General features: G+C 74.3%; 14 protein-coding genes. 5 read left to right on the top strand and 9 right to left on the bottom strand.

Annotated elements, in window-relative coordinates; genetic code table 11:
• Positions 1 to 12: 12 nt before the first annotated feature.
• The 4 genes from ACQEU6_RS16950 to ACQEU6_RS16935 all read right to left on the bottom strand — a co-directional run bounded on the left by ACQEU6_RS16950 (position 13) and on the right by ACQEU6_RS16935 (position 4,231).
• Positions 13 to 582: a TetR/AcrR family transcriptional regulator gene (locus ACQEU6_RS16950; RefSeq protein ID WP_499333010.1), complete on the bottom strand. Its 570-nt coding sequence runs from the start codon at positions 580 to 582 to the stop codon at positions 13 to 15.
• A gap of 86 nt (positions 583 to 668) precedes the next feature.
• Positions 669 to 1,364, bottom strand: coding sequence for an endonuclease V (locus ACQEU6_RS16945; protein WP_499333009.1), 696 nt, complete (start codon positions 1,362 to 1,364; stop codon positions 669 to 671).
• Between the two features lie 41 nt (positions 1,365 to 1,405).
• The gene (locus ACQEU6_RS16940) at positions 1,406 to 2,578 is read right to left on the bottom strand and encodes a serine hydrolase domain-containing protein (RefSeq protein WP_499333007.1); all 1,173 of its coding nucleotides are present in this window, start codon (positions 2,576 to 2,578) and stop codon (positions 1,406 to 1,408) included.
• A gap of 69 nt (positions 2,579 to 2,647) precedes the next feature.
• Positions 2,648 to 4,231, bottom strand: a complete 1,584-nt coding sequence (locus ACQEU6_RS16935; protein ID WP_499333006.1) for a bifunctional lysylphosphatidylglycerol flippase/synthetase MprF — start codon at positions 4,229 to 4,231, stop codon at positions 2,648 to 2,650.
• Between the two features lie 279 nt (positions 4,232 to 4,510).
• On the opposite strand from ACQEU6_RS16935, the gene ACQEU6_RS16930 reads away from it, so the two are divergent.
• Positions 4,511 to 4,966 (top strand): flavodoxin family protein, encoded by a 456-nt coding sequence (locus ACQEU6_RS16930; RefSeq protein WP_499333004.1) that lies wholly within the window; start codon positions 4,511 to 4,513, stop codon positions 4,964 to 4,966.
• Positions 4,967 to 4,995: 29 nt separating this feature from the next.
• Positions 4,996 to 5,295, top strand: coding sequence for a Dabb family protein (locus tag ACQEU6_RS16925; protein WP_499333002.1), 300 nt, complete (start codon positions 4,996 to 4,998; stop codon positions 5,293 to 5,295).
• A gap of 224 nt (positions 5,296 to 5,519) precedes the next feature.
• Here the strand turns inward: ACQEU6_RS16925 and ACQEU6_RS16920 are convergent, their stop codons facing one another.
• Positions 5,520 to 5,750, bottom strand: coding sequence for a hypothetical protein (locus tag ACQEU6_RS16920; protein ID WP_499333001.1), 231 nt, complete (start codon positions 5,748 to 5,750; stop codon positions 5,520 to 5,522).
• 277 nt (positions 5,751 to 6,027) lie between these two features.
• On the opposite strand from ACQEU6_RS16920, the gene ACQEU6_RS16915 reads away from it, so the two are divergent.
• On the top strand, positions 6,028 to 8,169 hold the full coding sequence (locus ACQEU6_RS16915; RefSeq protein ID WP_499333000.1) for an MMPL family transporter: 2,142 nt from the start codon (positions 6,028 to 6,030) through the stop codon (positions 8,167 to 8,169).
• Here ACQEU6_RS16915 and ACQEU6_RS16910 read toward each other — a convergent pair.
• Positions 8,156 to 8,824 carry a TetR/AcrR family transcriptional regulator gene (locus ACQEU6_RS16910; protein WP_499332998.1) on the bottom strand — a complete coding sequence of 223 codons (669 nt, stop codon included), beginning with the start codon at positions 8,822 to 8,824 and terminating at the stop codon, positions 8,156 to 8,158. The two genes, ACQEU6_RS16915 and ACQEU6_RS16910, sit on opposite strands and share 14 nt — an antisense overlap.
• 124 nt (positions 8,825 to 8,948) lie before the next feature.
• Here ACQEU6_RS16910 and ACQEU6_RS16905 point away from each other — a divergent pair, with 124 nt between their 5' ends.
• Positions 8,949 to 9,536 (top strand): HAD family hydrolase, encoded by a 588-nt coding sequence (locus ACQEU6_RS16905; RefSeq protein ID WP_499332996.1) that lies wholly within the window; start codon positions 8,949 to 8,951, stop codon positions 9,534 to 9,536.
• Here the strand turns inward: ACQEU6_RS16905 and ACQEU6_RS16900 are convergent, their stop codons facing one another.
• Positions 9,537 to 10,607 carry an Rv1352/Rv1906c domain-containing protein gene (locus tag ACQEU6_RS16900; RefSeq protein WP_499332993.1) on the bottom strand — a complete coding sequence of 357 codons (1,071 nt, stop codon included), beginning with the start codon at positions 10,605 to 10,607 and terminating at the stop codon, positions 9,537 to 9,539.
• A 101-nt stretch (positions 10,608 to 10,708) separates the two neighbouring features.
• Here ACQEU6_RS16900 and ACQEU6_RS16895 point away from each other — a divergent pair, with 101 nt between their 5' ends.
• Positions 10,709 to 11,383 carry a hypothetical protein gene (locus ACQEU6_RS16895; RefSeq protein WP_499332991.1) on the top strand — a complete coding sequence of 225 codons (675 nt, stop codon included), beginning with the start codon at positions 10,709 to 10,711 and terminating at the stop codon, positions 11,381 to 11,383.
• A 42-nt stretch (positions 11,384 to 11,425) separates the two neighbouring features.
• Here ACQEU6_RS16895 and ACQEU6_RS16890 read toward each other — a convergent pair whose 3' ends face one another.
• Both ACQEU6_RS16890 and ACQEU6_RS16885 read right to left on the bottom strand, forming a co-directional pair.
• Complete coding sequence (locus ACQEU6_RS16890) at positions 11,426 to 13,948, bottom strand: M14 family zinc carboxypeptidase (RefSeq protein WP_499332988.1); 2,523 nt, start codon at positions 13,946 to 13,948, stop codon at positions 11,426 to 11,428.
• A 54-nt stretch (positions 13,949 to 14,002) separates the two neighbouring features.
• The gene (locus ACQEU6_RS16885) at positions 14,003 to 14,587 is read right to left on the bottom strand and encodes a hypothetical protein (protein ID WP_499332986.1); all 585 of its coding nucleotides are present in this window, start codon (positions 14,585 to 14,587) and stop codon (positions 14,003 to 14,005) included.
• Positions 14,588 to 14,605 lie beyond the last annotated feature (18 nt).

Genomic DNA, 14,605 nt, shown 5'->3' with positions numbered 1-14,605 from the left:
CCCATCAACGATCTAGCCCGCGCGCAGCCCGCCGAACAGCAGCGTGAGCATCCGGTCGGCGTACGCGCCGGGGTCGGGGACCCGCTCGGCCGCGACGCCGATCGCGTTCGCGAGCCGCAGCAGGTCGCCGGGGTCGACCTCGGCGCGGACCGCCCCGGCCAGCTGCGCCCGCCGCAGCAGCCGGCCGAGCGCGGCGCGGATGGCGTCGGCGGCGGCGCCGAGCCCGGTGGCCGGCCACTCCGGCCCCATCGCCTCGATGATCACGGTGCAGGTGCCGCGCGGGCTCGACGCGCCCGCCAGGTAGGTGCGCAGCCAGCGGGCGAGCGCGGCCTCCGGGTCCGGTTCGGCCAGCAGCGCGTCGGCGTGCCCGAGCAGGCCGTCGATCCGCTCGCGCAGGACGGCGTGCAGCAGCGCGTCCCGGGTGGGGAAGTGCCGGTAGAGCGTTCCCGATCCGACGCCCGCCCGCTTGGCGATCTCGTCGAGGGACGCGCCCGTGCCGTGCTCGGTGAAGGCGGTGCGAGCCGTCGTGACGATTCGCTCGTAGTTGCGGCGGGCGTCGGCCCGCATCGGCCGGGTCTCCATGGGCACCGTCCAGCGGTCGCGGGTGGCCTGATGCGGCCCCCGGCCTGCTCCTTCGGACGAGCCTGCCATCCTGCGGGGCGAACGCGCTACCCGGAGCGCGCGGCGAGTGCGTCCCGCGACAGCCGGTCGGCCCTGCGCGTCGTCTCGGGCAGGCGGAAGTCGGGCGTCAGGGCGAGGACGGTGCGGCACGCGGCGTCGAGGCCGGCGCGGTGGCCGACGGACACGAACACCGGCTTCACGCCGTCGCGGGTGCGCAGCACCCGTCCGACGGTCTCGCCGCCGTCCAGCAGCGGACTCGCGTCGCCGCGGCGCGGGCCCGGCTGCTCGTAGGTCCCGACGAAGGCGGTCTTGCCGACGCCGATGGACGGCAGGCCGGTCAGCACGCCGAGGTGGCACGCGAGCCCGAAGCGGCGCGGGTGCGCGATGCCGAAGCCGTCGCAGACGAGCAGGCCGGGCGTGGTCTCCAGGGCGCGGAGGGCGTCGAGCAGCGTGGGCAGCTCGCGGAACGCGAACAGGCCCGGGACGTAGGGGAACGCGGCCGCTCCCACGGTGACCGACTCCTCCACGACCTCCAGCGTCGCCGCGTCCAGGACGACCACGGCGGCGGCCAGCCGGTCGTCGGCGCCGCCGCCGTCACCCGCGTAGGAGACGTCAAGGCCCGCGACGGTGCGCGGCGCGGCCGGGCCCGGGACGCCGAGTTCGAGCATCGGACGCAGCCGGTCCTGGATCGCCTCGGCCTCCTGCGGCGTGGAGGGCCAGGGATGCAGATCTCGTACGTCCATGGCCAGGACGCTACCGTTCGCTCACGACGGCGCCGTGCCCCTCACGACAGCGCCGCGTACGCCGCCTGGGTCAGGCGGTAGGCGCGCAGGTCGCCGGACGCCGGGTCGCCCATCAGGTTCGGCAGGTAGGCGAGGGCGAGTCCGGCCACGGGGTCGCCGAGCCCGACCGAGCCGCCCGCGCCGGTGTGGCCGAACGCCGACTTCCGCCCCGCCCTCGGGGTGAAGAAGGTCTGCGAGGGGCGCATGAACCCGAGGCCGAAGGAGCTCCGGACGAGCAGCGTGCGGTCGGGGCCGCTGACGCGCGGCCGGACGGCCTCGCGCAGCGTGTCCGGGCGCAGGATCCGGCCCGCCGTGAGGTCGCGGTAGAAGCCCGCGAGCGCCGGCGCGGTGGTGGTCATCCCGGCGGCGGGCCATCCCGCGCGCAGGACGACGGGGTTGTTGTAGCCGCCCTTGCCCGGGTGCGGGTTGTTCAGCGACCGGTTCATCATGCTCCGCGGGTCGACGTAGGCCTCGGCCAGCCGGGTCAGGACGTCGCGCTCGGTGGCCTTCGGCGCGTCGGTCCCCCCGCCGGTGCGGTGTCCCGCCGACAGCTTCGCGGCCCGCTCGATCACCTCGTCCGGGGCCCCGACCCACAGGTCCAGGTCGCGGGCGAACGCGTCCTTCACGAACGCGCCGACGGGCCGGCCGCCGGAATGGCGGCGGACGATCTCTCCGGCCAGCCATCCGTAGGTCAGCGCGTGGTAGCCGTGGCCCTCGCCGGGCGTCCACTCGGGCTCCTGCGCGGCCAGTTCCGCCGCGCGGGCCGGGGCGTCCGCGGCCTCCTCCGCCGAGACGGGGCGCGCGAACGCGGGCAGCCCCACCTGGTGCGACAGCAGGTGGGCGGCCGTCGCGCCGTCCTTGCCCGCGGCGCCGAACTCCGGCCACCAGTCCGTGACCGGGCCGTCGACGTCGTAGGCGCCGCGCTCGGCGAGCAGCAGCGCGGCCGCGGCCGTCACCGCCTTGGTGCAGGAGAATCCGAAGCAGGGCGTGTCGGCCCGCCACGCGCGCCCGGTGCGGCGGTCGGCGACGCCGCCCCACAGGTCGACGACCTTGCGGTCGCCCGCGTAGACGGCGACGGCGGCGCCCAGCTCGCGTCCCTCGGCGAAGTGCTCCTCGAACACCTCGCGGACGCCGGCGAACGCCGGATCGCAGTGCCCCTGCACCGTGCTGCTCATGCGCGATCCTCTCAGGCGGGGACTCCATAGAATCACGTTCTAGGATGTGCCGCCGCGCCGGGGATCGCCTCAGGAGCGGCCCAGGTGGTGGACGGGTTCGGTGATCGGGCCGGCGGCGCGCTGGGCGGGACGCGTCCGGCCGAACTCCAGGGTGAGCAGCGCCGCCGCCAGCCACGCGATGTCGAACCAGGACCGGAAGACCACGCTGCGCGGCTTGTAGGACGGCCTGAACTTCTTGTCGAACAGGTACAGCGACTCCACCGCGATCCACGGGTCGAGGAGGTGCAGCGCCCGGTAGCCGGCCTTCTCCAGCAGGCCGCGCTCGCCGGCGTCCAGCAGTTCGCGGAAGGCGGCGAAGTTCAGCGAGACGAGCCCGTGCCCGTGCCCGGCGGCGTACTCGACCATCTCGACGATGAGGCGCTCGTTGACGCCGTTCGGGCCGCCGGGGGTGCGGCGCATCGCGTCCAGGCTGACGCCCTCGCCCGCGGTGACGTAGCGCTGGAACGCGATGGGCTCCTTGTCGTCGCCGTAGGCGATGGCGACGATCGCGCCCGGGTGGTATCCGGTGAGTAGCTCGTCCAGGTTCATGGAGAATCCGCGTTCGGCCGCGCCGCCGAGGGAGCGCGACGCGACGTCCAGCAGCTTCGCCCGCAGCGCGGGCGTGAGCTCCCGTTCCGGGCGGATCTCGGACGAGACGCCGAAGTTCTCGGTGCGCTTGACGGCCTGCCGGACGTTGCGCATCTTGCGCCCGGACAGCGTGAACTCGGCGGGGCGGATGACGACCTCGTCGCCGAAGCCGATCGAGCGGCACGGCCCCCAGGCGGGGAGCAGGGCGTCGCTCGCGCCGAGGACGGCGGGCCGCCAGCCGGTCGTCCGGCACATCGCGAGGAACGCCCGTACGGCGTCGGCGTGCGAGGCGGGGTCGCCGACCGGGTCGCCGCCCGCCACCGCCATCCCGAACAGGACCCGGTAGCCGATCGCGGCGCGGCCGTCCGCGCTGAACACGTAGGCCTTGTCGCGGCGCAGAGCGAACGGGGCGAGGGTGTCGGAGCCGGGGTGCAGGACGAGGCCCGCGACGCGGCCGCGCTCCGCCTCGTCGCCGGGCGGGGGCGCCGGGTCGGGCGCGAGGAGGGTGATCACCAGCACGAGCAGCCCGGCGGCGCCGGCGAGGCCGAGCACGCCCGGCAGCCAGCCCGCCCCGTCCATGGGCGCGCCGGTGGCGCCGAGGCCGCTGGCGACGTCGCCGACCGACCGGACCGACACCCCGCCGAAGATCAGGGAGAAGAAGGTCGCGGCGGCGAGCAGCAGCGCGCCGGTCTTGACGGCCGTGCGGACGCGCTCGGGATGCGGCCGCACGGCGAACCGGCCGCGCTCCAGCCACAGCCCGCCGAGGACGGCGGCGAGGAGCGGCAGCCGCCACGGCGGGTCGTCGCCCGACACCACGGCGAGCAGCCCGAGGAGCGCCAGCGCGACCAGCCCGTACCAGGCGGCGCGGCGGCGCAGGAGCGCGCCGCGGGCGACCAGCGCGAGCGCGAGGGCCAGCGCGACGGCGTGCTCCGGCCTCAGCGGGCTGCCGGTGACGAGCCGGGACAGCCGTCCGAGCCAGTGCGGGGAGCCCGCGAACGCGGGCACCGCGATCAGGGCGGCGACCACGGCCGCGGTCAGCGCGAGCGGCCAGACGGGCCGCCCATGGGGCGCCGCACCCGGCCCGCCCCCGGCCGGAGGGCGGGAAAGTCCGCCCCTCCGCAAAGACTCGTCCGATAGCACGAAGCACACCTCCGCTGAGCCCCCAACCAAGATCTTCCGGAACTCATTCCCGGATTCGGTCGTTGTTATGGGGCCTTGACCCAGCGTACGGCCGGACCCGCGGGCCGGGCGCCGCCCTACGGCCATACCCGGCCGGACGGTCCGGACACCGCTAGCCTCGGGGTGATGAAGAGGCTCCTGCTCGTCCACCACACGCCGTCGCCGTCCGTCCAGGCCATGGTCGAGGCGGTGCGCGCCGGCGCGTCGACCGACGAGATCCAGGGCGTGGAGGTCGCGTCCCGCGCGGCGCTGAGCGCCACCGCGGTGGACGTCCTGGAGGCGGACGGCTACCTGCTGGGCTCGCCGGTCAACCTCGGCTACCTGTCCGGAGCGCTGAAGCATTTCTTCGACCAGATCTACTACCCGTGCCTGGAGGAGACGGTCCGCCGCCCGTTCGGCGCCTTCCTGCACGGCAACGACGACGCCACCGGCGCCGTGCGGGCCCTGGACGCCATCACCACCGGGCTGAAGTGGAAGGCCGTCCAGCCGCCCGTGGTGGTGACGGGCGAACCCGGCAAGGCCGACCTGGAGGCGTGCTGGGAACTCGGCGCGATCGCGGCGGCGGAGCTCGGGGACGCCTGAGGCGGGTGGGACGCCTGTAGCGTGCGGCCATGAGTGGTTTCCGGCACATAGCGCTGTTCAGATGGACCGAAGGCACGACGACCGGCCAGCAGGACGAGGTCGCGGCGAAGCTGGGCGAGCTGCCCGGCGCGATCCCGGAGATCCGGGAGTACGGGGTGGGGGTGAACGCCGGCGTGAACCCCGGCGCGTGGGACTTCGCGGTGGTCGCGGAGTTCGCCGATCTGGACGCCTACCTGGTCTACCGCGACCATCCGGTCCACCGCGCGGCGGTCGACGGGTACATCACGCCGATCACGGCGGAGCGCGCGTCCATCCAGTACGAGCTGTAGCGGGCCGGTCCCGGAGCGCGGCGTCGCGTCGCCGCCCGCGGACGAAACCGAGCAAGCGCTTGTGCCCGAACACTTTTCGGGTTAGTTTCCTCAGAGACGCCCGCTGGGAACGGATCGCGCCCCGTTCCCGGCGGGCGGCGAAGCGTGACGCGGCGTTCGCCGGAACCCGGGCGTCTCCTGGCCGCGAGCGCCGGCGCGCGACGGGCGGAACGGGCGGGACGGGTTCACCCCCGCGAGCGGACGCTCATGATCTCCTCACGGAGCTGCTGCGAGGACGGCGCCTCCAGCAGCCGCGGGCCCTCGCGCAACGGCACCATGGCCCACCAGGACCCCGTCGCCTCGCCGTACCAGACCCGCACGCCCGGGAACTGCTCCTGGAGGGCGCGCGCGGTGGCCGCGCGCAGGGCCGCGGGCATGGGCTCGTCGGGACCGGCGGCCCCCTGCCGAGCCGTCATCCCGACCTCCCCCGGTCGATCTCTCCCGCAACAGCGTCCCCACGGACCAATGCGTCACTCCTACTCCGCAAATCGCGACTAAGCACACTATGGGCCTTCCGGCCCCCGGACCGTGGGATACCGCGCCGGATGTACTCCGGAGGATGTAACCGGCTCCCCTGGGTGACACCGTCCGCCGGATGCCCGGAGCCTCAACCCGAGAGCACCCTGGGTCGCGCAAGAACATCCCTAGGTGCGGCGCGTCCGCGGGAAGCGCGCGTCCGCGGAGGCGGTACCCATGAGACTCGCAAGGCTGGCCCGGTTCTGCTACCGGAGGCGGCGCCTGACGCTGGCGGGCTGGATCGTCGGCACGATCGCCGTCATGACGCTCGGCTTCGGCTTCGCCGCCGAACCCCTGAACGACTTCTCCGGAGGCGACTCCGGCTCGGCGAAGGCGTCGGATCTGCTGGAGGAGCACTTCCCGCAGCGCAGCGGCGACTCCATCACGCTGGCGGTGCGCGCCGACGCCGGCGTCCGGGACCCGGGGGTGAAGGCGCGCGTCGAGCAGGCGATCGACCGGCTGGCCAGGACGCCGCACGTCGCGTCGGTGTCGTCGCCGTACGAGACGCCCGGGCAGATCTCCGCGGACGGCAGGACCGCGTTCGCCACCGGCGGCCTCGACGTCTCGTCCGACGACATGCCGAGGACGGACGTGACCGCGCTCCTGGACGACGTGCGCGCCGACTCCGGACCCGTCCGGATGCAGCTCGGGGGTTCGGCGGTGGACGCCGCCGAGACGCCGGGCGGCGGCCCGTCCGAGGGCGTCGGCCTGCTCGCCGCCGTCGTCATCCTGCTGGTCGCGTTCGGATCGGTGCTGGCGATGGGGCTCCCCATCGTGACCGCGCTGTTCGGCATCGGCACCGGCCTCGCGCTGATCATGCTGCTCGGCCACCTGCTGCCCGCGCCCTCCTTCAGCCCGATCATCGCGGCGCTCATCGGGCTCGGCGTCGGCATCGACTACGCGCTGTTCATCGTCACCCGCCACCGGGAGGAGATGCACGCGGGCGCCGGACCGGAGGAGGCGGCGGTCACCGCCGTCACCACCGCAGGACGGGCCGTGCTGTTCGCCGGCACCACCGTGGTGATCGCGCTCATGGGCCTGTTCATCATGCAGCAGAGGCTGCTGAACGGCGTGGCGGTCGCGGCGGGCGTCGCCGTGCTGACGACGATGCTCGCCGCCGTGACGCTGCTGCCCGCCCTGCTCGGTTTCGCCGGGCACGCCGTCGACCGGCTCCGCGTCCCCGGCCTCGGCCGGGCCCGCCGCCCGCTCGCCGAGCGCTGGGCGCGGGTCGTGCAGGCGCACCCGGTCCTCGCCGGGCTGTGCGCGGCCGTCGTCCTGCTGGTCCTCGCCGTGCCCGCGCTGTCGATGCGGCTGAGCCTGCCCGACTCCGGCACGCAGCCGCACGACCACAGCGGCTACCGGGCCAGCCGGATCATGGCGGAGGGCTTCGGGCCCGGCACCGCCGCGCCCCTGGTCATCGTCACCCAGGGCGGCGGTCTTGCGGAGGCGGAACGGATCGCGGAGGCGGTCCGCGGGACGCCGGGCGTCGCGGCCGTCCAGCCCCCGCGCTCCAGCCGGGACGGGAAGGCCGCCATCGTCATGGCGTTCCCGAGGACCGGCCCGCAGGACGAGCGGACGCCGGGCCTCGTCCACACGCTGCGCGACGACGTCATCCCCGGGGCCGTCGGAGGGACGGGCGTCCGCGCCTACGTCGGCGGCCCGAACGCCGCCTCGATCGACTTCGCCGAGAGCGTCTCCACCCGGCTGCCGCTGCTGATCGCCGTGGTCGTCGGGCTGTCGCTGCTGCTGCTCGTCGGGCTCGTCCGGTCGGTCACGGTGGCGGTGCAGGCCGCCCTGATGAACCTGCTGTCCATCGCGGCCGCGTACGGGGTGCTGACGGCCGTCGTCCAGTGGGGGTGGGCGGGACGCGCGCTCGGCTTCCCGACGGACATGCCCGTCACCACGTGGGTGCCGCTGATGATGTTCCCGATCCTGTTCGGGCTGTCCATGGACTACGAGGTGTTCCTCGTGTCCCGCATCCGCGAGACCTACGAGGAGGGCGTGGCCACCCGCGAGGCCGTCGCGCTCGGCCTGTCCCGCACCGCCCGCGTGATCAGCGCGGCGGCCGCCATCATGGTGATGGTGTTCCTGTCGGTGCTGCTCGGCGCGGACGTCGCCGTCAAGCAGATGGGGCTCGGCCTCGGCGTCGCGATCCTGATCGACGCGACCGTCGTGCGGCTGGTGCTCGTCCCGGCGCTGATGGAGCTGTTCGGCGAGGCGAACTGGTGGCTGCCGGGGCCGCTGCGCCGGATCCTGCCCTCCCGCCCCGCGCGCGAGGCCGGGCCGGATCGGGCGGGCCTGCGGGCTAGTGCAGGTTGATGCCGTCGAACATCACCTTGAGGTAGTGCTCGGCGAGCCCCTGGGCGTTCAGCCGGCCCCCGGGCCGGAACCAGCGGACGGCCACCCAGACGGTGTCGCGGATCATGCGGTAGGTCAGCTTCGGGTCGAGGTCGGGACGGAACAGCCCTTCCGCCTGGCCCGCCTGGAGCGTGGTCACCCACATCTTCTCGACCTCGTCCTCGGACTTGGTCAGGTAGGCGAACCGGTCCATGCCCCGCAGGTAGTTCCAGTCGTTCTGCATGACCGTGATCGCGGCGCGGTGCGGCTCCAGGGTGCCGAACGCGACCCGGACGAGTCCGGCGATCGTGTCCCGCGGGTTCTCGTTCTCGTCGATCACCGCCTGGTAGGCGGCCATGATCTCGGTGAAGAACCCGGCCAGGATCTCGTCGACGATCGACTCCTTGGAGTCGAAGTGGTGGTAGAGGCTGCCGGACAGGATGCCCGCCTCGTCGGCGATGTTGCGGACGGTGGTGGCCTGGAACCCCTTCTCGGCGAACAGTTCGGCCGCGAGCCTGACCAGGTGGGCGCGCCGTTCGGACGCCAGCGCGGGGGCTCCGCGGCCGCGGCGGCGGGGCGCGTCCTCACCGGCGCCGCGGGTTCTCGATCGTCCGGACTTGGCGCTCGTGGTCGTCACCCTCTCATTATGCCGTGTCGCCCAACCGCTTGCTCGATTCGGCGGCCAGACCAGCGTACGGTGTGCAACAAGCGCTTGCTACAGCGGTTTCCCGAGCCTCGGCGGCGCCGAATAGGCTCGGGGCATGCCCGACGTGATCGTGTTCGACCTGTACGGAGTGATCGCCCGCACCCAGACCCCCGAGGCGGTGCGGCGGATCGAGGAGATCGCCGGGACGCCCGGGCCCGCGTTCTGGGACGCCTACTGGGCCTGCCGCCCCGCCTACGACGCCGGCCAGGAGAGCGCGGCGTACTGGGCGGACGTCGCGGCCCGGCTCGGCACCGCCTTCCCCGACGTCCCCGCGCTGACCGAGGCCGACCTCGCCAGCTGGACCGACGTCGACGACGAGATGGTCGCCCTGGTCGGCGAGCTCGCCGACCGGGGGCGGACGCTCGGGCTGCTCTCCAACATCATCGACGACCTGGTGCCCCGCTTCGAGGCCCGGCACGGCGCCTGGCTCTCCCGCTTCGACGAGCGCGTCTACTCCTGCCGCATCGGCGTCGCCAAGCCCGACCCCCGCGCCTACGAGATCTGCGCCGGCCGCCTCGGCGTCAAGCCCGCCGACGTCCTGTTCTTCGACGACAGCGAACGCAACGTCCTCGCCGCCCGCGAGACCGGCATGCGCGCCGAACTCTTCACCTCCCCGGCCCAGGTCCGCGCCCTCACCGCCTGATCAGGACGGGGGCGGGAGTTCTCCGCCCGCCTCGGCGGCCTCGGCGAGGCGTTCGCGGAGGGTGCGGAGGAGTTCCTCGCCCTGCTCGGTCAGGCGTTCGATCGCGGGGAGCGCCAGGTCGTCCCGGACGGTGTCGGCCAGCAGTTCGTCGTACTCGTGCGCCTTCTCCGCGATCGACTCCAGGCGGCGCTGGGCGCGGAGCACCTCGTCGGCCGATCTGGCGCGCTCGGCGTAGCGCTCCAGGGCGTCGATGCGGCGCGTCACCGCCTCGACCGAGGCGTCGAGCTTGTCGCGCAGCGGCCGAAGCGCCGCCTCCAGCTCGGGGATCGTGTCGGTCCCCGCCATGTCGGCGTGGTCCGCGCGCAGCCTCGACTGCTTCGCCAGCACCTGCGCGATCTCCCATTCCTGGCGGGGCAGGGTGACGGCGTTGTCGACCGCGTCCAGCAGGCCCTCGCGGTTGACCTGCGAGTCGCGGACGGCGTCGACGGCCGCCTGGACGCGGGCCAGCAGCGCGCGGCCGTCGTCGTCGAAGTCCTCGGGGACGAGGTAGCGGTCGCGGCGGCGCTCCAGTTCCCGGGCGCGCCGCAGGTCCAGCGAGACCGACGGGGTGCCGAGCGCGACCAGCACCGCGAGCATGCCGAGGCCGATCAGCCACAGCGAGCCGAGGAGCGGGGAGCCGAGCAGGCCGAGGGCGAGGACCGACAGCGGCGCCAGCCAGACCAGCGGCTTGCGGCGCGCGACGATCGTGTCCAGTTCGGCGCGCAGCGCCGGGTCGGCGACCGGGCGCGGCTCGGCCGGGGCGCCGTCCTCGGGGGAGCGGGGCGGCGCGATGCGCCGCCAGGACGTGGAGACGTGGGTCTCGAACGCGAAGTCGCTCTGCGCGATCTCGATCTCGGTCGGGCCGGCGGGCAGCGGCCACGAGCCCACGGGGTCGCCCCCGCCGGGGCCGGTGAAGCGCACCCACCAGCCGCCCTTGCCGTTCTCGCAGCGGTAGCGGCCGGGAGCGACGTCGATGCCGACGAAGAACGTCCCGATTCCCGGTATGGAATCACTCCATGCGCCATTGGCCACCGGCGACCTCCCGTACCTGAACGACGTCCGGGGGACGGCAAGAGTTGCAGTACCCACTACCGCTCCCGGGAAGCGGAACGGGGTTTGGAATACTCCACGGCGTGCGACCCGACTATGACCCCCTTGACGACCCGCCGTGGGCGATGCAACTGGTGGTACGCGCCGAGAAGGCCGATCCGCCCAGTCACGACGCGGTCTGCGAGGCCGCGGCGACGGCCGTCGTCCGGCTGCTGACCGACCCGCGCGCCGCCGAGCCCGAGGGGGAGTGGCGGGACGCCGTCCGGGAGTGGGAGTCGCGCCGGATCCGGAAGGTGACGCGCCGGGCCCGCGGCGTCCGCTGGCCGGAGGCGGAGGCGCTGCCCGGCGTCACGGTCCGGCATGCGGGCGCGCAGGTGCGGGCGTTCCCGCCGGGGCCGGTGTCGGACGTCCCGCCCCAGCTGGCCAGACTCCAGGTCGCGGGCCTCGACCTGGCGGAGGCGCAGGAGGCGCCGCCGCCGCCCGGGCCCCCGTACGCGGTGATCGCGCTCAACCCGGAAGTGACGATCACGACGGGGAAGGCCGCGGCCCAGTGCGGGCACGCCGCCCAGCTGCTGCTCCGCCAGGGCCGCCGCCGGCACGTGGCGGCGTGGGTCGAGGCCGGCGCCGCCGTCCACCTGGCGCGGGACGTGTTGTGGGCGCGCTGCGTGAAGGAGGCGGCGGTCGCGGTCCGGGACGGCGGTTTCACCGAGGTCCCGCCCGGCACGATGACCGCGATCGCCTGGCTCGTCCGGAAGTAGCGCGCGGCGCGCCGGAACGGGCCGGCGCGCCGCGCGGACCGGTCAGGGGAGCGTGACCGCGACCGGGGTGATCCCGGCCTTGCGGATCAGGGACGGCAGGCGCCCGGCGAACGGGTGGTGGTCCACCGGCAGGCCCCGCGGGTTGTCGATCACGTAGTGGACGACGCCGCCGGCGCCGCGCCGCGTCCACGTCGCGCCGACGGACCGCAGCAGGGACTCGGCCCCCGCGGCGTCCGCGGCCTTGACCGAGACGCGGATCGGCGACTCGTAGGACGGCAGCCGCGCCGCCTCCCGGGCCGCCTTCGCCGTCGCGGTCGCCTGCGGCGCCGCCGCCCGGGCCGGGTCGGGGCCGAGGATCGCGTTGTAGAGCAGCTTGGCCGTCCCGTCGCTGAACGCGCGGAAGTTGGGCTCGGCGGCGAACAGCACCGACCGTCCCTTCCCGAGGGGCTGGTCGACGACCGCCGCGGTCCCGCCCAGCTCGGACGCGCCGCGCTCGAAGCCGGACACGAACCAGTCGGGCGAATCCGCCTGCGGGTACGACACGACGACGCCGCTGGACGCCTTCATGACCGGGTCGTAGGACGTGAAGTTCCACGCCGTCGCGCCGACGCCCTCCGACAGTGGGCTGGCCCCGTCCACCTTCACGCGGAGCAGCGTGCCGGGGATGTCGGACGTCGGCTCCGCGAGGGTCGCGGTCGTCAGGCCGAGCCGGGCAGCGAGCTCGGTGCCGCCCTGCCAGCCGATGTAACGGCCGCCGTCCCGCGTCCACCCCTGGAGCGCGGAGCGCCCGGCGTCGCCGAGCGCCGTGTAGGCGGACGCGGCCGGTCCGTTCGGCGTGACCAGGACGTCGACGCCCCGGAGTTCGCCCGCCGCGACGTCCGCCGGGGTGAGCGGCGTGAACGGCAGCTTCCAGTCGCGGTCGAGGCGGTGCCTCAGCCACCCGGCCGACTGCCGCGCGGACGAGGACGTCCCCGACAACTGGAGGACGCCCAGCCGGGGCGCCTTGCCGCCGTGGCCCGGACGAGGCTCCGGGAGCGTCCGCAGCGGGACGGTCCGCGGATGCAGGACGGCGCCGGACGACCCGCCGGACACGTTGCCCAGCAGCGGCAGGCTCCACGCCGTCACGTCGTAGAAGTACGGGAACGGAGTGTAGGAGTCCTCGTTCAGCATGGACTGGATCCAGTGCTTCTGGCCCTGCGCCATCGAGATCCAGTAGGTGCCCGCGGGCAGCGTCGTCGCGGCCTCCGGACGCCCGTACGCCTTGAAGTCCGGGACGGCCAGCGGCCGGGCGAGCCTTTCGACGCGCACGCCCATGCGCTGCAAGCGCCGCACGACGAGCGCGGCCCCGGCGCGCTTGGCCGGGTCGTCGTCGCGCAGGAAGTAGCTCCGCACCTTCCGGTCCGGCACCTGGCGGTCGACCTTGTTCGGCGGGTTGTAGATCTGGTTGGGCTCCAGCTTCCCCGCCTGGCCCTGCGCGTAGGCGTCGACCGTCATCTGGCGCCACTCGGTGAGGATCCGGTGCCGGTCGCGCGCCGCCGCCGACAGCGACACCCACTGCGTGAGGTACTGCTCCTTCACCCGGTCCGGATACGGGCTCTCGTCGCCCTTCTCGTACGTCATCCCGGCCGCGTGGAACGCGCTGGTCGGGACCGTGTCGCCGTAGCCCTGGTAGAAGAGGTCGTAGACGTCCCTGTTGAAGAAGTCGATGCCCTGGCGGGTGAACTCGGCCGCCATCGACGCCCCGTACAGGTCGTTGATCCAGCCGATCGCCTGCTCGGGCGTCTCGTGGTAGATCGGGTCGGCGTTCGGCGGGAAGAAGAACGAGTCCCCGCCCATCTCGTGGGCGTCGATGTACAGCGCGGGCGGGTACTGGTTCAGCATCGCGAGCTTGCCGTCGGTCTCCGGCTGGGTGCGCGCGAACCAGTCGCGGTTCATGTCGAAGCCGTAGGCGTTCTGCCGCGTCCCCAGCGTCCGCCCGTCCGGGTTCTGCGTCGGCAGGACGATCACGAGCGCGCCGGCGAGGATCCCGGTCGCGGCGCAGTCGAGGCGGTCGCCGAGGTCGCGCAGCACCCGCAGCGCCGCGTCCGTGCCGCTCGGCTCGTCGCCGTGCACGTTGCCGCTGACCCACAGGATCGGGACGCCGCGATCGGTGATCCGCTTGGCGAGCGCGGCCGGCGTCCGCGGGTCGCGCAGCGCGCCGGCCTCCCACCGCACCTTGGCCAGGCCCGCCTTGGAGATCAGCTCGGGGCGTCCGGCGATCGCGTACTTCAGCGGCCGTCCCTGCGCCGTGGTGGCCAGCGTCCCGGACACGACGCGCTCGCTCCTCGCGGCGACCGCATCCAGGTAGGCGTCGGACTCGGCGGCGCTGACCGGCCGCTCACCGAGGTCGAAGCCGAGGACCTTCTCGGGGGAGGGGACCTTGCCCCGGTAGACCGGTGCGGTCCGCGTCGGGTCGCAGCCGGCCGCGGGCGCGGCGGGCCGTGCGGCGGCGGGCGCGGCGAGCGACGCCGGGACCGCCAGGGACGCGGCCATCACCACAGGCAGCGCCAGTTTTCGGGCTCTCATGAGCCACAACGTGGCACCCGCCCGGGGCGCCACCAACGGCAACTTCTGCCAAGATCAGTCGCGCTTGTCCGGGCGCGTCCGCGGGCCGGTGAGGGCGGCGGCCCGGTTGATGGCCTGGAGCGCGAACTCCTGCGTCCAGGTCAGGCCGTTCGGGCCGCGCGGCGACCCGTCCGGCGCGGGGCCCTTCGGCGCCCCCGCGAGCTGCGCCTTCGCGCTCAGCCCGTAGGAGAGGAAGAGCAGCACGACGAACGCCGCCAGGTAGGCCAGGTGCTCGACGAGGCCGTCCCACCTGCCCGTGAAGACGTCCAGGACGGCGAACATCGCGAACCCGGCCATCCAGCCCGCCACCGGCGGGACCAGCAGCAGGTCGCGGCGCAGGACCACGCCCGCCACGGCGCCGAGCACGAGCAGGACCTCGACGGCCTTGGCGAGGACCAGGATCCCCGTGGCGGGCCCGGACCCGAAGTAGTGCTCCATCTCGTCCAGCCGGTCGCCCCACAGCGCCGCCGCGCTGCCGAGGGCCGCCACGCCGTACGCGATGACGAACACGCCGACCGCGTAGTGGAACCGGTGCCACGTCCGCGATGCGCCGGCCCGCGCGGCGGACGGTCCGGAACCTGGCTGGGCACCCGCGTCCACCGTCATCCTCAGCCCCCA

This window comes from Spirillospora sp. CA-108201, assembly GCF_050936235.1.
GTDB lineage: Bacteria > Actinomycetota > Actinomycetes > Streptosporangiales > Streptosporangiaceae > Spirillospora.
The sequence above is the reverse complement of the archived record's forward strand: the minus strand, read 5'-3'. Positions and strand labels throughout refer to the sequence as shown.